General features: G+C 43.4%; 23 protein-coding genes. 5 read left to right on the forward strand and 18 right to left on the reverse strand.

Features of this window, described 5'->3' with window-relative positions; genetic code table 11:
- Nucleotides 1–65 precede the first annotated feature (65 nt).
- From ilvN to nadC, 4 genes are all read right to left on the reverse strand, one after another.
- Entirely contained in the window at nucleotides 66–572 is a 507-nt protein-coding gene (gene ilvN, locus M301_RS03235; protein WP_013147330.1) for an acetolactate synthase small subunit, read from the reverse strand.
- Nucleotides 572–2,323: an acetolactate synthase 3 catalytic subunit gene (locus M301_RS03240; protein ID WP_013147331.1), complete on the reverse strand. Its 1,752-nt coding sequence runs from the start codon at nucleotides 2,321–2,323 to the stop codon at nucleotides 572–574. Before M301_RS03240 ends, ilvN begins: the two co-directional genes overlap by 1 nt.
- Nucleotides 2,324–2,657: 334 nt before the next feature.
- Nucleotides 2,658–4,442: a type IV pilus assembly ATPase TfpB gene (gene tfpB / locus M301_RS03245; protein WP_013147332.1), complete on the reverse strand. Its 1,785-nt coding sequence runs from the start codon at nucleotides 4,440–4,442 to the stop codon at nucleotides 2,658–2,660.
- A 45-nt stretch (nucleotides 4,443–4,487) separates the two neighbouring features.
- A complete protein-coding gene (gene nadC / locus M301_RS03250; RefSeq protein WP_013147333.1) occupies nucleotides 4,488–5,369 on the reverse strand; it encodes a carboxylating nicotinate-nucleotide diphosphorylase in 882 nt (293 codons plus the stop codon).
- Between the two features lie 144 nt (nucleotides 5,370–5,513).
- Between nadC and M301_RS03255 the strand changes: the two genes are divergently transcribed.
- Nucleotides 5,514–6,143: a glutathione S-transferase family protein gene (locus M301_RS03255; protein WP_013147334.1), complete on the forward strand. Its 630-nt coding sequence runs from the start codon at nucleotides 5,514–5,516 to the stop codon at nucleotides 6,141–6,143.
- A gap of 39 nt (nucleotides 6,144–6,182) precedes the next feature.
- Here the strand turns inward: M301_RS03255 and M301_RS03260 are convergent, their stop codons facing one another.
- The 5 genes from M301_RS03260 to M301_RS03280 form a co-directional block, all read right to left on the reverse strand.
- Nucleotides 6,183–6,512, reverse strand: coding sequence for a hypothetical protein (locus M301_RS03260; RefSeq protein ID WP_013147335.1), 330 nt, complete (start codon nucleotides 6,510–6,512; stop codon nucleotides 6,183–6,185).
- Nucleotides 6,513–6,692: 180 nt separating this feature from the next.
- Entirely contained in the window at nucleotides 6,693–7,445 is a 753-nt protein-coding gene (locus M301_RS03265; protein WP_013147336.1) for a hypothetical protein, read from the reverse strand.
- A 96-nt stretch (nucleotides 7,446–7,541) separates the two neighbouring features.
- Nucleotides 7,542–8,219: a YceH family protein gene (locus M301_RS03270; RefSeq protein WP_013147337.1), complete on the reverse strand. Its 678-nt coding sequence runs from the start codon at nucleotides 8,217–8,219 to the stop codon at nucleotides 7,542–7,544.
- Nucleotides 8,220–8,238: 19 nt separating this feature from the next.
- On the reverse strand, nucleotides 8,239–9,348 hold the full coding sequence (gene mnmA / locus M301_RS03275; RefSeq protein ID WP_013147338.1) for a tRNA 2-thiouridine(34) synthase MnmA: 1,110 nt from the start codon (nucleotides 9,346–9,348) through the stop codon (nucleotides 8,239–8,241).
- A 13-nt stretch (nucleotides 9,349–9,361) separates the two neighbouring features.
- Complete coding sequence (locus tag M301_RS03280) at nucleotides 9,362–9,805, reverse strand: NUDIX hydrolase (protein ID WP_013147339.1); 444 nt, start codon at nucleotides 9,803–9,805, stop codon at nucleotides 9,362–9,364.
- Nucleotides 9,806–9,972: 167 nt separating this feature from the next.
- Here M301_RS03280 and M301_RS03285 point away from each other — a divergent pair, with 167 nt between their 5' ends.
- Together M301_RS03285 and rng are read left to right on the forward strand one after the other, a co-directional pair.
- The gene (locus M301_RS03285) at nucleotides 9,973–10,572 is read left to right on the forward strand and encodes a Maf family protein (protein ID WP_013147340.1); all 600 of its coding nucleotides are present in this window, start codon (nucleotides 9,973–9,975) and stop codon (nucleotides 10,570–10,572) included.
- 71 nt (nucleotides 10,573–10,643) lie between these two features.
- A complete protein-coding gene (rng, locus tag M301_RS03290; RefSeq protein ID WP_013147341.1) occupies nucleotides 10,644–12,095 on the forward strand; it encodes a ribonuclease G in 1,452 nt (483 codons plus the stop codon).
- Between the two features lie 53 nt (nucleotides 12,096–12,148).
- Here the strand turns inward: rng and M301_RS03295 are convergent, their stop codons facing one another.
- The 4 genes from M301_RS03295 to M301_RS03310 are packed head-to-tail and all read right to left on the reverse strand — an operon-like array spanning nucleotide 12,149 to nucleotide 16,380.
- Nucleotides 12,149–14,221: a dynamin family protein gene (locus M301_RS03295; RefSeq protein WP_013147342.1), complete on the reverse strand. Its 2,073-nt coding sequence runs from the start codon at nucleotides 14,219–14,221 to the stop codon at nucleotides 12,149–12,151.
- Between the two features lie 14 nt (nucleotides 14,222–14,235).
- Nucleotides 14,236–14,823: a YggT family protein gene (locus tag M301_RS03300; protein ID WP_013147343.1), complete on the reverse strand. Its 588-nt coding sequence runs from the start codon at nucleotides 14,821–14,823 to the stop codon at nucleotides 14,236–14,238.
- Nucleotides 14,807–15,613 carry a pyrroline-5-carboxylate reductase gene (gene proC / locus M301_RS03305; protein WP_013147344.1) on the reverse strand — a complete coding sequence of 269 codons (807 nt, stop codon included), beginning with the start codon at nucleotides 15,611–15,613 and terminating at the stop codon, nucleotides 14,807–14,809. Before proC ends, M301_RS03300 begins: the two co-directional genes overlap by 17 nt.
- A 44-nt stretch (nucleotides 15,614–15,657) precedes the next feature.
- Nucleotides 15,658–16,380, reverse strand: a complete 723-nt coding sequence (locus tag M301_RS03310) for a YggS family pyridoxal phosphate-dependent enzyme (protein WP_013147345.1) — start codon at nucleotides 16,378–16,380, stop codon at nucleotides 15,658–15,660.
- Nucleotides 16,381–16,523: 143 nt separating this feature from the next.
- Between M301_RS03310 and M301_RS03315 the strand changes: the two genes are divergently transcribed.
- Together M301_RS03315 and M301_RS03320 are read left to right on the forward strand one after the other, a co-directional pair.
- Complete coding sequence (locus M301_RS03315) at nucleotides 16,524–17,567, forward strand: type IV pilus twitching motility protein PilT (protein WP_013147346.1); 1,044 nt, start codon at nucleotides 16,524–16,526, stop codon at nucleotides 17,565–17,567.
- A 72-nt stretch (nucleotides 17,568–17,639) separates the two neighbouring features.
- Nucleotides 17,640–18,776 carry a PilT/PilU family type 4a pilus ATPase gene (locus M301_RS03320; RefSeq protein ID WP_013147347.1) on the forward strand — a complete coding sequence of 379 codons (1,137 nt, stop codon included), beginning with the start codon at nucleotides 17,640–17,642 and terminating at the stop codon, nucleotides 18,774–18,776.
- A 95-nt stretch (nucleotides 18,777–18,871) separates the two neighbouring features.
- Here the strand turns inward: M301_RS03320 and M301_RS03325 are convergent, their stop codons facing one another.
- The 5 genes from M301_RS03325 to pyrR form a co-directional block, all read right to left on the reverse strand.
- A complete protein-coding gene (locus M301_RS03325) occupies nucleotides 18,872–19,657 on the reverse strand; it encodes an OmpA family protein (protein ID WP_013147348.1) in 786 nt (261 codons plus the stop codon).
- Nucleotides 19,658–19,728: 71 nt separating this feature from the next.
- Nucleotides 19,729–20,280: a hypothetical protein gene (locus M301_RS03330; protein WP_013147349.1), complete on the reverse strand. Its 552-nt coding sequence runs from the start codon at nucleotides 20,278–20,280 to the stop codon at nucleotides 19,729–19,731.
- 122 nt (nucleotides 20,281–20,402) lie between these two features.
- Nucleotides 20,403–21,680 (reverse strand): dihydroorotase, encoded by a 1,278-nt coding sequence (locus M301_RS03335; protein ID WP_013147350.1) that lies wholly within the window; start codon nucleotides 21,678–21,680, stop codon nucleotides 20,403–20,405.
- Nucleotides 21,677–22,657, reverse strand: a complete 981-nt coding sequence (locus M301_RS03340; RefSeq protein WP_013147351.1) for an aspartate carbamoyltransferase catalytic subunit — start codon at nucleotides 22,655–22,657, stop codon at nucleotides 21,677–21,679. The genes M301_RS03335 and M301_RS03340 overlap by 4 nt, the downstream gene beginning before the upstream one ends.
- Complete coding sequence (gene pyrR / locus M301_RS03345) at nucleotides 22,650–23,207, reverse strand: bifunctional pyr operon transcriptional regulator/uracil phosphoribosyltransferase PyrR (RefSeq protein ID WP_013147352.1); 558 nt, start codon at nucleotides 23,205–23,207, stop codon at nucleotides 22,650–22,652. Before pyrR ends, M301_RS03340 begins: the two co-directional genes overlap by 8 nt.
- Nucleotides 23,208–23,242 lie beyond the last annotated feature (35 nt).

Consider the following 23,242-nt stretch of genomic DNA (forward strand, 5'->3'; position numbering starts at 1 on the left):
TTCTTTTACTGCCTTTCAATGCAAATGCTGAATAAATTATAGAGAGATTTTTTAACCTGTTTTGCTTAAACTTTTAAAATTCGGTCGCCACGGCCTATGCCAGAAGCGCCTGTACGTACTGTTTCTAAAATTGCGGCTTTATCAAGGCTTTCGATAAAGGCGTCTAACTTAGTGCCTGAGCCGGTAAGCTCAATAGTAAAGCTGCCGTCGGCCACATCGATAATACGACCACGGAAAATATCACACATGCGTTTCATTTCTTCACGAAACGCACCCGTTGCTTTGACTTTTACGAGCATCAATTCGCGCTCGATAAATTTACCATCGTTTAAATCAAGCACTTTGACAACGTCAATAAGCTTGTTTAACTGTTTAATGATTTGTTCGATAATCGCTTCAGAACCTGAAGTGACAATAGTCATGCGAGACAATGTTGGGTCTTCTGTCACGGCGACTGTGAGTGATTCAATGTTGTAGCCGCGCGCTGAAAATAAACCTGCCACGCGTGATAATGCGCCAGCTTCATTTTCCATGAGGAGTGAAATAATATGGCGAGGAGCGTTAGTAGTCATTATAGATCCTCCGCGCCAATATCACTGGCCAAAATCATTTCAGACAAACCTTTACCATTTTGTATCATTGGGAATACGTTTTCTTTTTGATCGGTAATGAAATCTAAAAACACAAAGCGAGACTTCATATCAAAAGCTTCTTTCAGAGCGCCTTCAACGTCGCTAGGTTTGGTGATTTGCATACCTACATGACCATAAGCTTCGGCCAATTTAACAAAGTCTGGCAAGCTGTCCATATAAGATTCTGAATAACGATTCTCATAGAAAAACTCTTGCCATTGACGCACCATACCCAAGTAGCGGTTGTTTAGCATAATGACTTTAATCGGCAAATGATATTGTGCGCAGGTTGAAAGCTCTTGAATATTCATTTGAATACTGCCTTCACCCGTTACGCATGCCACTTGTGCGTTTGGATGTGCAAACTGCACGCCCATTGCATATGGCAAGCCAACGCCCATAGTGCCCAAGCCACCAGAGTTAATCCAACGACGTGGGTCGTTAAACTTGTAATATTGCGCTGCCCACATTTGATGTTGACCAACGTCTGACGTTACAAAAGCTTCGCCTTTAGTCACTTCATGCAATTTTTGAATAACATATTGCGGTTTAATAAACTCATCGCTTTGTGCAAAATCTAAACATTTTTTACCGCGCCAAGCGTTAATTTGTTTAAACCAAGCCGCTAGCGCGTTGGTGTTTTGTGCAGGCTTTTCAGTAGCAATCAGTTCGTTCATATCTGCAAGTACAGATTTAACGTCACCCACGATAGGCACATCGATTTTTACACGTTTTGATATTGACGATGGGTCAATGTCAATATGAATAATCGTACGAGGTGTTGATAAGAAGTGTTTGGTGTTACCAATTACGCGGTCGTCAAAACGTGCGCCAACGGCTAAAAGCACGTCACACTCTTGCATCGCCATATTTGCTTCATAAGTGCCGTGCATGCCAAGCATGCCCAAGAACTTTTCATCAGACGCAGGGAAGCCACCTAGCCCCATTAAGGTGCTAGTAATAGGAATACCCATAGACTGAATAAGCTTAATTAAATGTGCAGATGCATCGCCCAACACCACGCCACCGCCTGAATACACCATAGGGCGTTTCGCTTCGGCAAGTAATTTAAGCGCTTTTTTAATTTGGCCCAAATGACCTTTAGTCACAGGGTTGTACGAACGTAAACTGACGCTTTCAGGGTACTCAAATTTGCATAGATCAGCGGTAATATCTTTTGGAATATCGACTAAAACAGGGCCTGGACGACCACTTGCGGCTACGTAAAATGCCTTTTTCATGGTTGCCGCAATGTCTTTTACATCTTTAACCAAGAAGTTATGTTTTACGCATGGGCGGGTAATGCCGACTGTGTCGCACTCTTGGAATGCATCTTCACCAATGGCGTAAGTCGGCACTTGGCCGCTAATAATCACCATAGGGATTGAATCCATATAAGCCGTAGCAATACCAGTCACCGCGTTAGTCGCGCCTGGACCAGAGGTGACAAGTGCAACACCCACTTTGCCTGTAGAGCGAGAGTACGCATCAGCTGCGTGTAGTGCAGCCTGCTCGTGACGCACTAAAATATGCTTGAATTTATCCTGATGATAAATAGCGTCATAGATATGCAACACAGCGCCGCCTGGGTAGCCAAATACAAACTCAACGTTTTCTTCATGCAGGCAACGAATTAAAATTTCCGCGCCTGTAATTTGCTTGGAACTACTGTTTTTTGGAGTATCTGCCATAAATCTTTTAATTAAAATATTTTTTTATATTTTATACATTATTCGGTAACCCTATAGATTAACGGTTTGAGGCCATTTGGTCAAGAATGAAAGTGTTGATGGTGAGTTGCTTTTGAGATAAGGCTATGTTTATTTGGACATTCTTTGCAAAGGAAACTTTAATATTGGCCAGATATTGTGTGATGTCTAGTTGCTATCACTAAAATATATGTGAAATGACATGCCTTGCGTCTGCATGGATGTTGGCTTGCAGGCATGCCACTTTATTCTAAAGTTCTGTCCTATTTCATTTCAGTAATAATTGACATCATAGGTTAATTATAAGCGACTAGTTTTACTCTAGCTCTAGAGGTGGAGCCACTTTCATCAACTCTTCAATCGTAGTGATGCCTGCCGCGATTTTCTCTGCACCATTAATGACTAAAGGTTGCATACCATCTTTATAAGCTTGCTTGGTGAGGTCGGCTAAGTTGGTTTCTGGCGTAATGAGTTTACGTAATGCAGGTGTAATAGTAAGCATTTCATAGATGCCACTGCGGCCTCTAAAGCCAGTGTTACGGCATTCCATGCAGCCTACAGGTTTGTAAATGTGTGCAGGCTTGGGTATGTTGAAATCGCCAACTAACGCATCCCATTTACTTTGTTCTATTGGCTCGGCTACTTTGCAGCTAGTGCATAGCGTGCGCACTAAGCGTTGTGCCATGATGCCGAGTACGGTTGAGTGGATTAGGTATGATGGGACACCTAAATCTAATAGCCGAGTGACAGCAGAGGGCGCGTCGTTGGTGTGTAGGGTGGATAGCACTAAGTGGCCTGTGAGCGCAGCTTGTATTGCCATATCGGCAGTTTCTAAGTCGCGAATTTCACCTACCATGATGATGTCGGGATCTTGTCGCATCAGTGTGCGGATGCCGCCGGCAAAGGTTAAACCGATATTTTGCTGCACTTGCATTTGGTTGAATAGTGGCTCTACCATTTCAATCGGCTCTTCAACCGTACACACGTTGACTTCTGGCGTGGCGAGTGTACGCAAGGTGGCGTAAAGCGTGGTGGTTTTACCTGAACCAGTCGGTCCTGTGACTAGAATGATGCCGTTAGGTGATTTAGTCCAACTATGCCAAATTGCAGCTTGCTCTTCGGCAAAACCAAGGGCTAAGAAGCCTTTTTCCGATACTTCAGGTGCAAATATCCGCATCACCAACTTCTCACCAAACGCAGTAGGCATGGTGGATAAGCGCAGCTCGATTTCTTGGCCCTCTGCACTCAGGGTTTTAATGCGCCCATCTTGCGGGCGACGTTTTTCTACCATATCCATACGGCCCAGCAGCTTAATGCGGCTGGTGATGGCATTCATAATGTTCGGTGGCAGTTGGTACACCTGATGCAGTACGCCGTCGATTCTAAAGCGCATCATACCCATGCCGCGCCGTGGTTCTAGGTGAATATCACTCGCGCGCTGCTCAAAAGCGTATTTGAATAGCCAGTCAACAATATTCACTACATGCTGCTCATTGGCATCTAGGTTTTTATCTTTGCCTAGCTCAATCAATTGCTCAAAGTTTTGTACACCAACAATTTGCCCAGCTTTGGCTAAATCAGCGGCATTCATTGAGTTGGCTAGATTGTAAATCTCTGGCAGGTAACGGCTAATCTCCAGTGGATTCGCCATAACGAGCTTGATTTTCATCTTGAGAACGCGCTCAAGGTCGGCAATCCAATCGGTACTAAATGGCTCGGTGGTGGCAATCACCGCCTCCCCATTTTTGACAGAAATCGGCATGATTTTTAAGCGTTCAGCATAACCTTGCGAAACGATTTTTGCAGCCGAACCAAAGTCTAATTTGAGCGGGTCTATATGGTAGTACTCAAGACCAGAGCGCTCTGCAAGCCAATTAGAAAGCATCTCAACCGTGATGGATTTTTGCGGAGCTTTAAGGCTTTTCCATTTTTGCTCACCGATGACCACTAGCGGGTGCAGGTTAGACGAATCAAGTTTACGGTCTTTGTATAACTTTTCCGCATGGGCTTTATCTACAATGCCGTCACTCACTAACATGCGCAAAGTATCACCTAGTGATAGTCGGCCACTTGGGTTACTTAGAATAGTCGGTTTGCTCATTGGGCTGATGATCCTCTTTTAAGCGTTTGTTGTTAGTTTATATCTTTAGCTAGTATGAATGACTCTCATGGATAAATCGATGGCTTGTACATTTTTAGTAATTGCACCTATCGAGATTCTATCCACGCCAGTCAATGCAATTTCTCGCACGTTATTTAAGCCTATGCCGCCAGAAGCTTCTAGCACGGCGTGTTTGCCAGATTGTTGATTAAAGTGAACGGCTTCAGTTAATTGTTCAGTATTAAAGTTATCTAACAATATACTGGTTGCGCCTGCTGTTAATGCTTCTTTTAGTTGAGGCATATTCTCAACTTCAATTTGTATGCTTTTGCCTGAATTAAGCGTAAATGCCTGCGCCATCACAGAGGCTATGCTGCCAGCTGCGGCTATATGATTTTCTTTAATGAGAATGCCATCGTACAAAGCTAGGCGCTGGTTGTGCCCACCTCCGACGGTCACTGCGTACTTTTGCGCTAATCTTAAATTTGGAATGGTTTTGCGGGTATCAAAAATTTGACTTTGTGTACCAGCAATGGCATCTACATATTTGCGTGTTTCAGTAGCTGTGGCTGAAAGTGTTTGCAAAAAGTTAAGCGCGCATCGTTCCGAAGTCAATAGCGCACGCGCAGGACCTGTGATTTCGCATAATACTTGGTTTGCTTGTACACGTTCGCCTTCAGTCACCTGCCAGTAGATTTTGACATTTGCATCGACTTGATTAAAGCAAGTTTGTACCCATGGAATGCCGCAAATAACAGCAGTTTCGCGCGCGATAATTGTCGCCGTGACTTGTTGTGTGGCTGGTACGAGTGACGCCGTAAGGTCGCCAGCGCCGATGTCTTCTTCCAGCGCGGCTTGAACTTGCTGGAGCACTAATTGATTAAAAGCCATGGAGTTGGGTGGATAATGTTGGTTAAATAAGGTCATGATTTAAATAATTATTGTTGTTCTAAAAATACAGCTTTTTTTGAATAATTAATATGCTTTGATAAACCAAGCATTGTTTGAATTATAATCCTATCAATCATTAATATTCAGTAATAAACTTTTAAAGTAGCTACAAACAAATATATGAAACTTTTATACACCATTAATAGCCCTTATGCTAGAAAAGTACGCATTGTCGCGGCTGAAAAGCATATTGAAGTCACGCTCGAAGAAGTCGTTTTGAGTGCGCCAGATTGCCCTGTTAAGCAACACAATCCATTAGGCAAAGTGCCTGTCTTGGTGCTGCCAGATGGCGATAGTTTGTATGACTCACGTGTGATTGTTGAATATCTTGATAACCGCACTCCGCTTGCACATTTGATTCCACAAGATTTAAACGCCAAAGTGAAAGTACGCCGCTGGGAAGCGCTGGCAGATGGCATTTGCGATGCAGCGGTAGCCACCATGCAAGAACAACGGAAGTCTGCCGATAAGCAGGATGCCGAGTTTATTGAGCGTCAAATGTCTAAAGTCAAAAGCGGTTTGAAAGAGCTGAACGAAGATTTAGGCAAAACCGAGGGCGTTGGCAAAAGTAACTGGTGCGTCAATGGCACTTTTAGTTTGGCTGATATCGCAGTGGGTTGTATGTTGGGCTATCTAAATTTGCGATTTGGTAGTGTGATTAATTTGGCCGCTGAGTTTCCAAATTTAGAGCGCTTGCAATTAACCTTGTTAAAACGTCCATCATTTAAAGGCAGCATGCCTGTTGCTTAAGTAAATTTAAGCACTCTTCAAGCTAGAAGCTAAAACTAGTTAGTAAATAAAATCTCGGTTTTCATCCACAATGCCTGAAAGCCGATTTTTTTTACGCATAGATTGTCTGTAGTTCAAACGTTTTTGCGCTGCTGGTGGAAAGTCGGTAAATCTCACCATGCCGCGGTCGATTAAAATAGAAATCAGATCTTCTAATACCCGCGCTAATTGAATATCGCTCTCACGAAATGGCGAGCCCTCTGCCAGTGAGTGTTCTAAAAATTCAATATATTCTTTAGTATCGTTTTCAATAAACTCCCAGCCTGCGCCAAGGTTTTCTAAAGCGCTTGCGGTGATTGTTCCTTGTGCATTTTTAAAGACGTAAGCCATTTGAATCTCAGCAATCTAATCACATGAATAAATGAGCTGATTGTATAGCGTCTGGCTTGATAATAAAGCGGTGAATAAAAGGCTGAATCGAGGTCTAACTTTAGTTTTAGAAGTAAGTTGAGATAGGTCGATTAGTTAGAAGTAGCCATTAAAACGCTAAAGTCACCTTAACTCAGATTGCTATGAAGACTTTTTTGCTAACGCTGCATCAATCTCACTAAATAAAGCGCTATAAAGGCTGCGGGTATGTTTGTTCCAATGCTGCCAATCTTTTTCTAGTGTTGCTCTTAGGCTCTTGGCGGTCTCTACATCACCTGTATTAGCCGCCCACAGCGCGAAAAGGGCACGAGTGTCTGGTGAGCCAAATGTATCAGCGGCATGAGAGAACTCAATGCGAGCATTGGCATTATCTTCGCTTGCAGCATAGCTTTGTGCAAGCAATAGGCTGAGCTCTTCAGGCCTAAAGCTGGCATATTTGTTTCTAATCTCTAAGAGTAACTCAATTGCCAAGTGCGGTTGTTTGTTGTGGAATTTTGCCTTTGCTGCGCCAAAGCAAACTTCGGGATCATTCGCAAATGGACCATTCAGGCAAGCGTCGAATTGCTGTACAGCTTCGTTGTATTGGCCTGCGCCATCTAATGCAGCGGCAAGGCGCATTCTGTTTTGTACAGTGGGTGTTAAGTCGAAAGCTTGTCTTGCATCACGCAATTCACGGGTTGGGTCGAGCAGGCTTAGTGCAATGTTTGAAACTTGTTTAACACCCCGATTTAATTTCGAAGCGGGCATGTATTCCGCAAAAAAATAGGCCAAGCTCCCTAGTAACGGGAACGAAAATAGAATAATTAGCCAATACATTTGGCGACCAGTTCTAAGTGCATGAACTGCAAAAAATAATGCGATTAAAAAATGTAAACCTAGACCTACAAATGGCATAACATCAACCTTAAAACTAAATAATTAAGAGTGGAGTTTAGACTTTATTTTTGCATAACTTCGCTGATTAAACAATTGATTACAAACTGCTAGACGTTAGTCTTTTAAGCCTAAATCCGCATTGAGTTTAGCTGCCCAAGCTTCAAATTCAGCTATTTTTTGCTCTAATACACTGATACGTTTTTTCAGAACATCGATTTCGCTGGCGCTCACGGGGTCAAGGTTGTTTGTTTGTATCTCGGCGTTGTTTTGTGCAGTAAAGATTGGTTCGCCGCTTAATAAATGACACCAGCGCGCTTCGCGTGAGCCAGCAGCCTTAGGCAGCAGATGTGTGAGTCTTTCAATACGCCCAGCTGCTTCGTCACGCTCACTGAGTTCGATTAATTTGGTTTCCACTTCTGAGGTGCTAGAAAATTTATACAGGCGCTCAGTATTGATGCGTAACTCACCTATGGTTTGTGGGCCGCGTAACATGAGCACTGCTAGCAACGCTACACCAGCTTCATCTACTCTAAATACACGTCCCGCATTGTGGGCATAATGAGCGGTGCGTCCGCTATGTGTTTCTAAAATAAGTGAGCGCCTTCTTAGTGCATCAAGAGTGGCTTGAATATCAACAATACTGGTTTCAATCACAGGATCGCGGCTGGTTTTTTGGACGCATGCTGCTAATAGTGAGTTGAGTGTAAGTGGGTAAGAGTCGGGCACCGTAATTGACTTTTCAATTAGGGCACCTAGTACGCGAGTTTCTAATAAAGTGAAAATTTCAGCCATTTTATTGATTATTTTCTACTTAAATTGCGGTGGTGATAATGCCACCGCCTAGGCAAACATTGCTCTCATAAACTACGGCAGATTGACCTGGCGTAATTGCCCATTGTTTTTGACCAAATTTGATTTCGACTTCATCTTTAGTTAAGCGGTCAATTTCACATGGTGCATCAGGTTGGCGATAACGTGTTTTAGCGTCATAAACCCAGTTAGTGATAGGCTCTTCGTCGTCTATCCAAGTGAGTTGACTTGCTTTTAAGCCATCGTTAAGTAGCAGTGGATGTTGGTGGCCTTGTACGACTATCAGCTCGTTTGCAACCATGTCTTTAGCGGCAACAAACCAAGGTTCGCCGTTGCTTTCGCGGCTTCCACCGATTTTTAAGCCTTGGCGTTGACCCAATGTGTAATACATTAAACCTTCATGCTTGCCCACGGTTTTGCCTTCCGGGGTTTTAATCTCACCCGGCTCACGTGGTAGATATTTGCTTAAAAACTCTTGAAAAGGGCGCTCGCCAATAAAACAAATGCCTGTAGAGTCTTTTTTCTCCGCATTGATTAAGCCAGCGCCACGTGCGATTTCACGCACTTCACGCTTGAGCATTTGCCCAAGTGGAAATAATGTTTTGCTCAACTGTGCTTGATTTAAACGGTGTAGAAAGTAGCTTTGATCTTTGCTACCATCATCAGCTTTCATTAGTTGAAATAAGCCAGGTTTAAGCGGATTTTCACGTACTTGTGCATAATGCCCTGTGGCAATGACATCAGCGCCCAAACCCATGGCGTGGTCTAGAAATGCTTTGAATTTAATTTCAGCATTACATAAAATATCCGGGTTAGGTGTACGCCCAGCTTTGTATTCACTTAAAAAGTTATCAAATACGCGGTCTTTGTATTCTTTGCTGAAGTTCACGGCTTCGATATCGATACCGATTTTATCGGCAACTGAAACAGCATCAATCAAATCCTGCTTGCTAGAGCAGTATTCATCCGTATCATCATCTTCCCAGTTTTTCATGAAAAGACCAGTGACTTCATAGCCTTGTTGTTTGAGCAGCAAGGCCGTTACGGACGAGTCAACGCCGCCAGAAAGGCCGACCACAACATGTTTCTTGCTTGATTTATTTAGGTTCATAGATTTTAATATTTTATAAGTGCGTTACAACTGAGAGTGGAAATTTTTGTCCACTTAAGTAATCTTCAATACAAGTAATGACTTGTGCGCTACGCATTAAATTAGCATTGCTGCGAATCTCATCTATAGTCATCCAAACGGCACGAATAATGCCCTCATCTAGTGCGAGCTCAGGCTGATAATCGCTTACCGAGCCGATGTAGGCAAAGCGCAAGTAAGTGGTGTCGTTATGCTCGTGCTTCCAATGATAAATGCCCAGTAATGCCTCAGGCTTAAAAGCATAAGCGGTTTCTTCCAGCGTTTCGCGAATAACAGCTTCAATTAGACTTTCGTTATCTTCTAAGTGGCCAGCTGGCTGATTAAAGCGGTTGCCGCGATCGGTTTCCTCTTCAACAAGTAAGAACTTTCCGTTATCTTCTACGATCGCCGCGACGGTGGCATGTGGCTTCCATTGCATGGTTGAGCTTTTCAATAAATTTTTACTATTTTAACCTGAACTGGCTAACTGTGAATAAATAAAGCATTTTCAGCCAAAGCTTTGTTAATATTTATGTAGTGAATCTTAAGTGCTTATGTTAAAAAAGCAGATGTAGATATAAATGTATTGAATAAGAGAAGTTGAGTATGCACAACCCAGAATCATTGCCATTTGTTTATCTTGCTTCGCGCAGCCCTCGTCGAGTGGAACTGCTCAGCCAACTTGGAGTAGCGTGCGAGCCATTACCTGCCGATATTGATGAAACACAATTCGCTGGTGAGTCACCTGAGAAATATGTCACGAGATTGGCGCGAGAAAAGGCACAAGCATGTTTACAGCGCTTAACGATAGAGCAAAAGGCTCATCCTGTTTTAGCCGCAGATACTACGGTGGTGCTAGATGGCATCGTGCTGGGCAAACCTGATGATGACATTGATGCGCGCAATATGCTGATTGCTTTATCAGGTAGTTTGCATGAGGTGCATACCGCGGTTGCTTTGGCTTTTAACAACCAAATTGATGTTGTCTTGTCTACCACGGTAGTTGAAATGATGACGCTGACCGAAGAACAAATTGAGCGGTATATCACGTCAGGTGAGCCTAGAGACAAAGCTGGTAGTTATGGCATACAAGGTAAGGCTGGCGCATGGATTAAGCGTATTGAAGGTAGTTATTCAGGTGTAATGGGGTTGCCGGTTTTTGAAACGGCAGAATTGCTTAGAAAAGCTAATTTAGCTGTCTTGTGAGTAGGTAGCTAAACGCTAAAAGTTAAACACCAAAAAAATAGTTTTAGATAAAAGTTAAAAGAGAATGCAAATTGAGTGAAGAGATACTAATTAACGTAACACCCCAAGAAACACGTATTGCCATGATGGAGAATGGCGTGGTGCAAGAGCTGCAAATTGAGCGCAGCACTTCACTGGGGCTGGTTGGCAATGTATATCGTGGCGTGGTTTGCCGCGTTTTACCTGGCATGCAGTCGGCCTTTGTAGAAATAGGTTTGCAGCGAGCTGCTTTCTTACATGCTGGCGATATATTCGAATGTGGGCAATCTGATTCGCAGCTGCCAATTCAGGCTGTGCTGCATGAAGGTCAATCTATCATGGTGCAGGTGATTAAAGAGCCCATTGGCACCAAAGGCGCACGACTGACCACGCAAATTAGTATTGCTGGACGCTTTTTAGTGTATCTGCCACAGCAAGATCATATAGGCGTGTCGCAGCGTATTGAGAATGAAGCGGAGCGTGAGCAACTAAGAGCGCGTTTAGTTGGCTTGCTACCTGAAGATAGAGTAGGTGGCTATATTATTAGAACCATGTCTGAAACAGCGACTGATGCTGAATTGTTGGCTGATGTGGATTATCTGACTAAAACTTGGGCGCATATTTCTGCCAAACATAAAACAGCGTCAGACCGCTCATTAGTTTTTCAGGATTTGAATTTACCTATGCGCGTGCTGCGCGATGTGATTTGTGCTGATACTCAGGCGGTACGTATTGATTCGAGTGAAACGTATCAAAAGTTGGTGGAATTTGCCAACTTATACGCGATTACTGCACTAGATAAGTTAGTGCATTATTCTGGCGAGCGTCCATTATTTGACTTGTACAGCATCGAAAAAGAAATTGAACATGCCATGTCACGTAAGGTTGAGCTCAAATCTGGTGGCTATTTGATTTTTGACCAAACTGAGGCTTTAACTACGGTAGATGTGAATACAGGCAGTTTTGTCAGTGGCAAAAATCTATCGGATACGATATTTAAAACCAATTTGGAAGCGGCGCAATGCATTGCTCGCCAATTGCGCCTTAGAAACTTGGGCGGCATTATTATTATCGACTTCATCGACATGGATGAAGACACGCAACGCGCGGCTGTGTTAGGTGAGTTGCAAAAAGCAGTTGCGCTAGACCGTTCTCGTACTGGTGTGAATGGGTTTACGCCGTTAGGCCTAGTGGAAATGACCCGTAAACGTACGCGTGAGAGCTTAGCACACATTCTGTGCGAGCCTTGCTCAGCCTGTCAGGGGCGCGGTGAGTTGAAAACCGCTCAAACGGTTTGTTATGAAATATTGCGTGAATTGTTACGAGAAGCACGTCAATTTAACGCACGTGAATTACGTGTATTAGCCGCGCCAAAAGTGATTGATATGTTGCTGGATGAGGAGTCACAAAGTTTAGCGAATTTATCTGACTTTATCGGCAAACCAATCTCTCTGTTGGTTGAGCCTAGTTGTAACCAAGAGTCATTCGATATTATTTTGATGTAGTATTTCGAGACGGTCATACACCCGTTGAGCGGGTGTATGACCTAATGTGTTACTTAGTTTAAGCTGCGGCCAATATGTGGTGCGTCAGCAACAAGGGGGGGCTTGGTAAAGCCATTGCTGTCTAAGTTAGGCGCATTGAGGCTGGCTGGACTTGGTTTAGATGCATCGAACTTAGCGCATCGCATTAGTTTTAGCAAAATCGCATCTAGCTGATTTGATTGCTGCAGAAGCTTAGAAAATTCTTTTTCGGTCAATTCTAAATTCTTAATGAGCTTATCTGCACTGTTGTGAGACTCCATCAAAGATTCAGCACGTTTATCTAGCGACTTTTTGTGTGAGCTAATCTGTGTTTTAAGCTCGCCAATGACAACATTCAACCAACGATTACACTCTAAATGCGCTTGTTCAAAATTCGCTTGAATTTGTGCCCCAAGACCTAAATAGAATTTACGAATTAAAAAGTGCTTTTCCGTTAATACATTGACGGGGTCGGTACAAAAATCATTGGTAATCTTCTCTAGAGATTGCATATTACTGATGAAGCTACTCATATCGAGCTCTATTGCCTCAGTTTTTTCAAAGCTATGTTTGCTCCAAAATAAGTGATACAAATCATCCGCATGCTTTTTAATTGTTTTGCCTTCGAGTTTAATTTCTTCAGCTAAATTGATTGCTAATTTGGTTAGGCTTCGTATGCCTTTATTTAAACCAACAGTCGTCCAGCTATCACCCATGTCCTGCTTGGTTTGCTCTAGCGTAGTATCTAGATAACCAAGACTAAGATGACGTAAAAGTTTGTCGCTTAGACGTTTGATTTTTTCGCTACCTTGATTGAATGTCAGCACAGAGGCTTCATATCGTTTGCGCTCAGCGACTACGTTTGCCAGAATTTCTTTAGAGGAATCACGATTTTGGCTTTGAATTTCTTTCAAGTCAGCAAGCTGGCTTTTCATGGTTGTTACGCGCATTTGCGCGACTTTTCGGGATGAACGTATCATATTCGAACATTCAGTGACCACTGCGCGACCTAAGATCTCATGTTTAGATTCTATAAGTTGATTAGCGAGCGCGTCTTCCAAGCTACCGATGCCGCTGCGTTTTAGTAATGCTGCATCTTTTCTAATTTTGGCGACCAAAGCTTTTTGCGCAGACATCGCAAAAATATTGCGTGAATCTAAACCTAATTCACGAGCAGTATTTTGTATTTGCTTTTGTATGAGCGCGTCAACTTCCGCTTCAGATTCAAGGCCATCCCAAAGGATATCGATTTTATTTAATACGACCAGTTTGTGCGCGGCGCGTTTTTGAACGTACTCTGTCCAAATTTGCATATCAGACTTAGTAATGCCCGTGTCTGTTGCGGTTAAGAATAACACCGCGTGCGCATTTGGGATAATGCTGAGCGTTAACTCTGGCTCTGCCCCCATAGTGTTAAGGCCTGGGGTGTCAATCACGGCTAAACCGTTTCTAAGCAGTGGATGAGGATAATTGATTAAAGCATGGCGCCATACTGGAATTTCTACCGTTCCTTTTTCAGCAAGCAATCGACGCATACTTGGGTCGTCTTCATTCCAAAAACCAAGTGATTTAGCGGTTTCTAAATTAACTTCTCTTTTTTGGATTAAAGCTTTGAGCGCCTCTTTCATCGAGTCTGGCGAAGTCACATCTAGACGAATCTTATGCCAGATATCTGATGTAGTTTTTAGATAAGTCAGTGAGTCGTCAGTCTGTCTGGTTTCAATTGGTAGCAGTTTAATGCAAGGCTCTTCACGAGCATCCCAGAATATCTCAGTCGGACACATGGTGGTTCTGCCAGGTGCGCTTGGCAGTAAACGTTGATTAAAGTCTGAAAAGAACAGCGCGTTGATTGTTTCAGTTTTGCCGCGCGAGAACTCCGCTAAGAATGCCATCACTAGCTGATCTTTTTTCAAGATTTCTTTGATGTCGTAAAGTCTTAGTTCTTGTACCGCATCTAGTGAGTCTGATTGCCCTAACCAGTCGATATACTCGTCGATAGTGGCAATCAGGCTGGTACGCCATTCACTATATTCAGTGATTTTTGTACTTAAGCTAGAGGTCACAAGGCCTGGCTGGTCAGATACTTTTTCGGTAGGTAGCATGCTCATAATGTCGTCTAATATTAACTTATTATTGATTTAAACAAGTTGTTTTCCAAAGGAACCAATATAGTCAATAGCAATAACTGTGCCGTGATAATGAAAACTAGCGGTGTTAAGTCTATATTACCAGCCGCTGGGATAAACTTTCTGAAAAAACTCAATATTGGGTTGGTTAATTTATTTAAAACAGGTGCAATGGGCGTGTAAGGATTAACCCAGCTTAATACTGCTTGTATTAACACTGCATATAAGAAAATAGCTATGCTGATGCTGATAGTACCAAGAAGTGCAATGGCGAAGATTTTTAACCAAATGCCACTGCCAACAATGAATAACGGGTAATCACTCAGCCATAACGTGCACACAGTGAGTAGTAGTTGGCAGAAATAGCCAAGCAGCAACGTGGATACATCTAGCTTACCTAGGCTGGGTATGACTTTGCGTACAGGTTTTACTGCAAAATTGGTCAAAGAGACTACCATTTGTGCGGCTTGGTTTTGAAAGGGCACTTTCAGTAACTGAAAATAAAAACGCAATAGAAATACTAGTGTCATTAAATCCAATATGGTTTTAATGAGGAATAAAAGCGCGTTACTTAGCAAGATCATCCCCTAAAGTGCGTGATTTATCGGCAGCGGCCTTCGCTGCAAGTAGCATGATGCTCTTAATGTTAGCATTTTCTAGTGCGAGTATGCCTTGTTCCGTCGTGCCACCTTTGGACGTCACTTGAGCGCGTAAAGTTTTGATGTCCGTCGTACTTTGTGCGGCAAGTAAACCAGCTCCTGCAAAGGTTTGTAAAGCTAACATCTGTGCTTCGTCAGATTGTAGCCCTAGTCCAATTCCCGCTTCCTGCAAGGCTTCGATAAGATAAAACACATAAGCTGGGCCGCTGCCGGAGATTGCCGTCACTGCATCCATCTTTGATTCATCGTCTAGCCAGAGTGTTTTACCTACGGCGTCGAGTATTGTCGTAGCTTGCTCGCGTTGCTGCTGGGTAACGCTTGCGAGTGCGTATAAGGCAGAAACACCAGCCTGTATTTGTGCCGGCGTATTTGGCATGACGCGGACGATGGCTTGATAATGATTCAACCAGCGTGAAATGTCTGCACTTCTAATACCGGCAGCGATAGAAATAATAAGTTGAGCACCTAATATTGGCGTAACTTGAAGGCATACTTCGCGTAACTGCTGCGGTTTAACTGCCAAAACAATCACATCACTGTTGCGAATCTCGTCATAGTTGTCACTTGTTCGTACATTAAACGTGGCGTTTAGTTCTGTACGTTTTTGCGCATCAAGCTCCAATACTGTGATTGCAGTCGTATCAAAACCATTGTTCTTCAAGCCGCCAATAATGGCTTTAGCCATATTTCCGCCACCAACAAAGCCAATTTTCATTCTTTTATTAATCCTAATTGTATTGTTTTAATTTTATTGTTCAATTACGTAAGTTCAGGAGCTAGTGTTTTATTGCCATATGTTCTAGCACCAAATAAAGCTGAGCCAATTCTAACAATGGTTGAGCCTTCTTCAATTGCCGCTTGGTAGTCATCAGACATGCCGATAGACAGCGTATCTAAAGCAAAACCTTGGGCTAGCAATGCATCATAGCATTCTCGCACTTGTTTGAATTGGCTGCGCTGCTGATTATAATCCTTGCTTGGTTCTGGTATAGCCATCAAGCCGCGCAACTTTAAACGTGGCATTTTCACAATCGCCGTAGCTAGCGCCTCTAATTCATTTGTAGACACACCACTCTTACTAGCTTCATTGCTGGTATTCACTTGTATGCATACTTGCAATGGCGCGAGGTTGGCTGGTCTTGCATCATTCAGCCGTTGAGCAATTTTAAGTCTATCTACACTATGAACCCAAGCAAAGTTTTGGGCAATCAGTTGTGTTTTATTGCTTTGAATAGGCCCTATAAAGTGCCACTCAATGGCTAAATCGTTGAGTTGAACCTGTTTGTCTAGCGCTTCTTGTAGATAGTTCTCGCCAAACATGGTTTGACCCGCCAAGTATGCTTCACGTATTGCCTGCGATGTCTGAGCCTTACTTACTGCCAATAGTTGCACTGATTGACTCGCAGACCTATATTGACTGGCGGATATGGTTGAGTGAATTATTGCTAGAATATCTTGCAAGCGATTGCCAATTGTGGTCATAATTCACTAAGCCTAAATTTACACAAAATAATGAGCCTGTTGTTAAAGGCCGATTTTTAAAATGCGGGTTTTCTACGTGTTTTAAGTGTCGAAAATTGCGCTAAAAAATTACAGCTACAATAAAATTATAACAGGAGCACGTTGTGGATATTTCAGATTTACTCGCATTCTCAGTTAAAAATAAAGCATCGGACTTACATCTTTCAGCTGGCTTGCCACCAATGATTCGTGTGCATGGCGACATTCGTAAGATTAATGTGCCGGCTTTAGATCATACCGCAGTGCATGACATGGTGTACGACATCATGAGCGATGGTCAGCGTAAAGTGTATGAAGAGACTTTGGAGTGTGACTTTTCGTTTGAAATTCCCAATTTGGCACGTTTTCGGGTCAATGCTTTTAACCACCAGCGCGGTTCTGGCGCAGTGTTTCGTACCATTCCATCTAAAATATTGACATTAGAAGAGCTTAATTGTCCTGCTATTTTTAAAGATATTGCTGACACGCCACGCGGACTTTGCTTGGTGACTGGGCCAACAGGCTCGGGAAAGTCAACTACCTTGGCAGCGATGATTGATTACATTAATGATAAAGAATTCGGTCACATTTTGACGGTAGAAGACCCGATTGAGTTTGTGCATACTTCTAAGAAGTGTTTAATCAACCAGCGTGAAGTTGGACCACATACCCTGTCATTTAATAACGCTTTACGCTCCGCATTACGTGAGGATCCTGATGTGATTCTAGTGGGTGAAATGCGTGACCTTGAAACGATACGTTTGGCGCTTACTGCGGCAGAAACTGGCCACATGGTGTTTGGTACACTACATACCAGTTCAGCAGCTAAAACTATTGACCGTATTATTGACGTTTTTCCTGCCGCTGAAAAAGAAATGGTGCGATCAATGTTATCCGAATCCTTACGCGCTGTTATTTCACAAACTTTATTGAAAACTAAAGATGAACAGGGCCGCGTTGCCGCTCATGAAATCATGATTGGTACCCCTGCGATTCGTAACTTGATTCGCGAAGCTAAGATCCCACAAATGTATTCAGCTATTCAGACTGGTCAAAATGTGGGTATGCAAACGTTAGATCAAAACTTACAAGATTTAGTAAAACGTAATGTGGTTTCTGCGAATGAGGCACGTGCAAAAGCTGCGAATAAAGATTCCATTATGGGTTGATTGGAATTAATTTATTTAGAATTAACCACTTGGACATAAAGCTAAAGTTTTGTAAAACAGTAAAGGTCAATAATGGAAAAAGGTCAGGCAGAGAAGTTTGTATTTGATTTATTGAGGTTGATGCTTGCAAAAAATGCATCAGACTTATTTATCACCGCTGGTTTCCCACCAGCCATGAAAATAGATGGCAAAGTAACACCAGTGAGCAGCCAGGTGTTATCAGCACAGCAGGCGCGTGAAATTTCACGCTCTATTATGAATGATAAACAAACCTCCGAGTTTGATGCGACTAATGAGTGTAATTTTGCTATTGGTATTCCAAGTGTAGCGCGCTTTCGTGTGAATGCTTTCGTCCAGCGTGGTTCTGTGGGCTTGGTATTTAGAACGATTACTACAAAAATTCCAGAGTTTGAAGATTTAGGTCTACCTGAAGTGTTAAAAGATATTGCCATGACCAAACGTGGTTTGGTGATTTTTGTTGGTGGTACTGGTTCAGGTAAGTCGACTTCTTTAGCGGCAATGGTTGGCTATCGCAATAAAAATAGCTACGGTCATATCATTACCATTGAAGATCCCGTGGAATTTGTGCATGAACATATCAACTGCATTGTCACCCAGCGCGAAATTGGTGTGGATACGGATAACTGGCATATCGCACTTAAAAACACTCTGCGCCAGGCGCCAGACGTGATTTTGATTGGTGAGATTCGCGACCGTGAAACGATGGATTATGCGATTGCTTTCGCTGAAACGGGTCACTTATGCATGGCGACATTGCATGCAAATAGTACTAATCAGGCCTTGGACCGTATTATTAACTTCTTCCCTGAAGAACGCCGCCATCAGTTGCTGATGGATTTATCATTAAATACACGTGCCTTTATTTCACAACGACTGATTCCTAAAAAAGAGGGCAAAGGGCGTGCTGCTGCGATGGAGGTGATGTTGAATTCACCGTTAATTTCAGATTTAATCTTTAAGGGTGATGTGCATGAAATTAAATCTATCATTGCCAAATCACGCGAGTTGGGTATGCAAACCTTTGACCAAGCGCTGTTTGATTTGCATGAGGCGGATGTGATTACATATGAAGATACCTTACGTAACGCTGACTCGGTGAATGATATTCGACTCAAAATTAAGTTGGATGGAAAAGCTTCACACGGAAAAGACTTATCGCAGGGGCTTGATAGTCTTGGAATCGTTTAGTTTTTCAGTGACTTCTTAAACGTTAGATTTACAAAATAAAAAAGCCGATGAATACATCGGCTTTTTTACAGGAGTTAACGATTAGTCAACCCTAGCTATTCTATAGAAACCTCTACGCGTCTAGCTGCACCTAGATCTCCACCGCTTTCTACTATTTCAGGTTTACGCATTTCTATTCTATCTTCATCGATACCCGCATCTTCTAGCATCTCACGTACGGCTTTTGCGCGACTCTTAGAAAGTTCTTCATTTTTAGCTAAATCACCCCGTGGGTCACTATAGCCAGAAATCACGGCTTTCATACTGCTATAAGCTTTTAGCCATTTTATTGTGGCGGCAAGCGTTTGGCTGGCATCACTAGGTAAGGTGGTTTTTCCTGTATCAAAGTAAAGCTTGGCTGTTGGTGTTTCTGTGGCTGCATGTAGGGCTTCAGGCACCTTTACCGTTAACTGGTTATCAATAGTGACATCAGTCCCGAAAAAGACCTGTGCTTCAGCTCCTTTGGCTTTTTTGATGTCTTCACTATCAACGTTACCTGTTAATGTGACTTTGGCTGCATCACCAGTAATCACCCAATCGGCACCACCTTTAAACCACGTGCTTAATGCATCGGATTTTGCTGCCCATGCTACGTTGCTAGCATCGCCGGAGGCGTTATAGCCGTGTGCGTTGCTCGCTGTAAAGTTGAAAGCGGCACTTTCTACTATGGGAGCAGCGTTACTACTTGTGGCAGTACAGCACGCTGCTGCATGTGCAGGACCATGGCCGTGTTGCCAATGCCAGTATAAGTAGATTGCCAATAATGCGGCTAATAACCAAGTCCAGAAGGTATGGCTAGCGCAACAACTGCTTTTGTGGACATGAGGTGTTGAATTCATCATGGGCTAACGCTCCTTATGCGATAAAACTATCAAGAACGGCAGGCTAAAAACACCTGTAGTTTAAAGTTTGTTTAAACGCCGCCAGTCAATTTTTCTTGTAGCGCTTTAAGTTCAGCCCATTTATTTTCGGCAGCTAATGCGGCTTGTTGTGCCCATGTGCCAGGTTTGGCTAATTTATAGCGAGCACCTGCGTCATCCAATACTTTTTGCATCTGCGGCGCGGTTTGCTGTGCTAATTCCGCAAACGTATTTACACCGGCATCGTTGAATAGTTCGTTGATTTTTGGACCGATGCCTTCTACTACGGTGAGGTCATTAGGGCCTTTTAGCTTGAATCCGGCAGCTTTCGCTGCTGCGGCGTCGACTACAAAAGCTTTAGGTGCTTGAGTAGCGACAGCTTGTGGTGCTTTAGTTTTTTGGGTTTCTGCTTTAGGAGTCGGTGCTGCTGGTGACGTTTCAGCAGGCTTCTTGTCTAATAACGTATTGGGCGTATTGTCACAGCAACTTGATGGTTTATTGCAACATTTACTGCCGCGGCAAGCTAGGAAACGACATAACAACCAATTGAGTAACCAGCCAACGAGTGCACCAAGCAAAAACCACCAAAAACAGCATGAAAACATAATTACGCTCCTAAGTTGCTATTAACAGTTGTAAAAATACACTCACTTGATTCAAGGAATCATGACATTGAACGCTTGTAATCCTTTTCCGTCAATGGCTTAGCTGCAAACCTAACAATAATTTACTCTGATTGATACACGACTTGTCCGTTAATCAAGGTGGTTTTAACTTTTCCTGCGATTTCTAGGCCGTTAAATGGCGTATTTTTACCTTGGCTTTTGAGCGCGCTCGGTACAATTTTCCAGTACTCATTCGCATCAAAGATGCAAATATCCGCGTTAGCATTCACGCTTAAATCACCTGCAGCAATACCTAGTATTTTTGCTGAAGACTGGCTGATAAGCGCTATTGCTTTAGCCAAACTTGTTTTTTCCTGATTAGCCCACTTGAGGGTAAGTGCAAGCAATAGCTCTAAGCCCGTTGCGCCAACCTCAGCTTCTGCAAAGGGCGCTAATTTAGCATCGTCATCTACAGGAGTGTGGTCTGAGCAAATAGCGTCTATGGTGCCATCTTTTAAGCCTGCGCCCAGTGCATCTTTATCACGTTGCGTTCTAAGTGGTGGTTTTAGGTGGCAATTCGCATCAAAAAAGCCAATATCATGTTCCGTCAGGTGCAAGTGGTTGGCGCTCACATCGCAAGTGATATTCACACCGTGCTTTTTAGCCTCACGTATCATGTCCACGCCTTCAGCTGTTGATAAGCGACTGATATGAATGCGTGCACCTGTTTCTTTGGCAATACGTAATATGCTGGCAAGTGCAAGTGCTTCTGCTGCGCTTGGAATGCCTTTTAAACCTAATCTACTAGCGACTTCACCGTCATGTGCGACGCCATCTTTGGCTAAAAATGGCTCTTCAGCGTGCAGGAATAAAGTAAAGCCAAAAGTCGCTGCGTATTCCATTGCGCGCCATAGCACTTGCGTATCGGTAATGGCAATATTGGCTTGTGAGAAGCCAACACAACCTGCTTCACGCAGTTCGCCCATTTCTGACAGTACTTTGCCCTGCAGTTGGCGTGTAAGCGCGCCTAGCGGATAAACGTGCGCAAGGTTAAGCTGTTTAGCGCGATGTTTGAGCATTTCTACTAAACCTGGTTCATCAAGCACTGGATCCGTATCAGGAGGACAGGCGAGGCTAGTGACGCCACCAGCTACTGCGGCTTGCAGTTCGCTAATCAGCGTCGCTTTATATTCATCACCCGGTTCACGTAATCTTGCAGATAAATCAACCAAGCCAGGGCACACGATTAAATTGCTAGCATCGATGGTTTGACTGGCGATAAAACCCTCGGGCGCTTTGCCTAGCGCGACTATCTTGCCTGCAGCAATGAATACGTCTAGCTGACTATCAATGTTGTTTTTAGGGTCTATGACATGACCATTTTTGATTTGAATTTTCATGCTTGGCTCCCCGCTTGGCTGCCAGAATTTTGCCCGCCAGCCAGCATCGCCATTACTGCCATGCGAACGGCGATGCCGTAAGTGACTTGCGGCAAAATAACAGATTGGCTGCCATCCGCTACACTAGAATCAATTTCTACACCGCGGTTCATTGGTCCCGGGTGCAGTACGATAGCATCTGGTTTAGCGAGGTTTAATTTGTCTTGAGTGAGGCCATAGGTTTTAAAATATTCTTGTGCGCTGGGTAGCATCGCACCATTCATACGCTCGTTTTGTAAGCGTAACATCATCACCACGTCCACGTCTTTCAGCCCAGTTTTCATGTCATGAAACACGTGCACGCCTAGCTTTTCTACTTGCGTTGGAAGCAGCGTTTTTGGTGCAATGACGCGCACTTCAGGTACACCTAATGTTGTCAAAGCGTGAATCTCAGAGCGTGCTACACGTGAATGCAGCACATCGCCGACAATCGCCACACGCAGATTGTGCAAGTCAGGCTTGTACTTGCGTATGGTAAACATATCCAGCAGACCTTGTGTTGGATGTGAATGGCGACCATCACCAGCATTAATGACGTGAATATGATCAGGGACATGCTTCGCAATAAAGTGCGCCGCGCCAGATTGAGAATGGCGCACCACAAACATATCCGCATGCATAGCGATTAAGTTGTCGACGGTATCTAAAATGGTTTCGCCTTTAGATTGCGAGGAGGTGTTCACATTTAAGCTGATGACATCGGCTGAAAGACGTTTAGCTGCGATTTCAAAGGTGGTGCGGGTGCGGGTGCTGTTTTCAAAAAACAAATTACATACCGTTTTGCCGCGTAAAAGTGGTACTTTTTTAACTTCACGCTCGGCCACCCCTACAAAAGATTCAGCGGTATCTAGTATTTGATTCAATATTCTTTTTGGTAGGCCTTCAATAGAAAGCAAGTGTCGTAAACGGCCATCGGCATCTAATTGCGGGTTATTCATGTTTGTGTACCTGGCTTTGATTAAAGTTCAAGGATTGAAGCTCAAGGCTTAAAGTGCCATCTTGATTTTGTATGAGTTGCAAATTCTGACTAGCATCTAAAGCAATATCAGCAGCAGTAATTTGCGGTGCAATTGGCAACTCGCGGCCACCACGGTTTACAAGTGCAACCAAAGTAATGCTAGCAGGGCGACCATAATCAAATAACTCGTTCATAGCCGCGCGTGTAGTACGGCCGGTGTAAAAAACGTCATCAATCAGAATAATATGCTTGTTTTCGACGTCAAATGGAATCTGGCTCGGGCGGTTTTCAGCTTTTAAGCCGCGCTTTTCGTAGTCATCACGATAAAACGACACATCTAATGTGCCATGTTCAATAGCATTGGCGGCGATATCTTTTTCTAATAGAACTAGTAACTTTTGCATTAACCAAACGCCGCCACTTTGAATGCCGACGAGTGCTGTATTGGCTTGTAGTAAGGGTTGAACTTTTTGAGCCAGCGTTTTGAGCAGGTCTTCAGCATGAGGTAATGAGATGTTTTTTGAAGTCATTTCTGTATTTTACCTGTAATCATCATTCACATTCA

This window comes from Methylotenera versatilis 301, assembly GCF_000093025.1.
GTDB classification, from domain to species: domain Bacteria; phylum Pseudomonadota; class Gammaproteobacteria; order Burkholderiales; family Methylophilaceae; genus Methylotenera; species Methylotenera versatilis.

Bases quoted from the DNA above. Each gene is read 5' to 3' on its own strand.
- ilvN (WP_013147330.1), bottom strand. From the start codon at position 572: ATGACTACTAACGCTCCTCGCCATATTATTTCACTCCTCATGGAAAAT.
- M301_RS03240 (WP_013147331.1), bottom strand. From the start codon at position 2,323: ATGGCAGATACTCCAAAAAACAGTAGTTCCAAGCAAATTACAGGCGCG.
- tfpB (WP_013147332.1), bottom strand. From the start codon at position 4,442: ATGAGCAAACCGACTATTCTAAGTAACCCAAGTGGCCGACTATCACTA.
- nadC (WP_013147333.1), bottom strand. From the start codon at position 5,369: ATGACCTTATTTAACCAACATTATCCACCCAACTCCATGGCTTTTAAT.
- M301_RS03255 (WP_013147334.1), top strand. From the start codon at position 5,514: ATGAAACTTTTATACACCATTAATAGCCCTTATGCTAGAAAAGTACGC.
- M301_RS03260 (WP_013147335.1), bottom strand. From the start codon at position 6,512: ATGGCTTACGTCTTTAAAAATGCACAAGGAACAATCACCGCAAGCGCT.
- M301_RS03265 (WP_013147336.1), bottom strand. From the start codon at position 7,445: ATGCCATTTGTAGGTCTAGGTTTACATTTTTTAATCGCATTATTTTTT.
- M301_RS03270 (WP_013147337.1), bottom strand. From the start codon at position 8,219: ATGGCTGAAATTTTCACTTTATTAGAAACTCGCGTACTAGGTGCCCTA.
- mnmA (WP_013147338.1), bottom strand. From the start codon at position 9,348: ATGAACCTAAATAAATCAAGCAAGAAACATGTTGTGGTCGGCCTTTCT.
- M301_RS03280 (WP_013147339.1), bottom strand. From the start codon at position 9,805: ATGCAATGGAAGCCACATGCCACCGTCGCGGCGATCGTAGAAGATAAC.
- M301_RS03285 (WP_013147340.1), top strand. From the start codon at position 9,973: ATGCACAACCCAGAATCATTGCCATTTGTTTATCTTGCTTCGCGCAGC.
- M301_RS03295 (WP_013147342.1), bottom strand. From the start codon at position 14,221: ATGAGCATGCTACCTACCGAAAAAGTATCTGACCAGCCAGGCCTTGTG.
- M301_RS03300 (WP_013147343.1), bottom strand. From the start codon at position 14,823: ATGATCTTGCTAAGTAACGCGCTTTTATTCCTCATTAAAACCATATTG.
- proC (WP_013147344.1), bottom strand. From the start codon at position 15,613: ATGAAAATTGGCTTTGTTGGTGGCGGAAATATGGCTAAAGCCATTATT.
- M301_RS03310 (WP_013147345.1), bottom strand. From the start codon at position 16,380: ATGACCACAATTGGCAATCGCTTGCAAGATATTCTAGCAATAATTCAC.
- M301_RS03320 (WP_013147347.1), top strand. From the start codon at position 17,640: ATGGAAAAAGGTCAGGCAGAGAAGTTTGTATTTGATTTATTGAGGTTG.
- M301_RS03325 (WP_013147348.1), bottom strand. From the start codon at position 19,657: ATGATGAATTCAACACCTCATGTCCACAAAAGCAGTTGTTGCGCTAGC.
- M301_RS03330 (WP_013147349.1), bottom strand. From the start codon at position 20,280: ATGTTTTCATGCTGTTTTTGGTGGTTTTTGCTTGGTGCACTCGTTGGC.
- M301_RS03335 (WP_013147350.1), bottom strand. From the start codon at position 21,680: ATGAAAATTCAAATCAAAAATGGTCATGTCATAGACCCTAAAAACAAC.
- M301_RS03340 (WP_013147351.1), bottom strand. From the start codon at position 22,657: ATGAATAACCCGCAATTAGATGCCGATGGCCGTTTACGACACTTGCTT.
- pyrR (WP_013147352.1), bottom strand. From the start codon at position 23,207: ATGACTTCAAAAAACATCTCATTACCTCATGCTGAAGACCTGCTCAAA.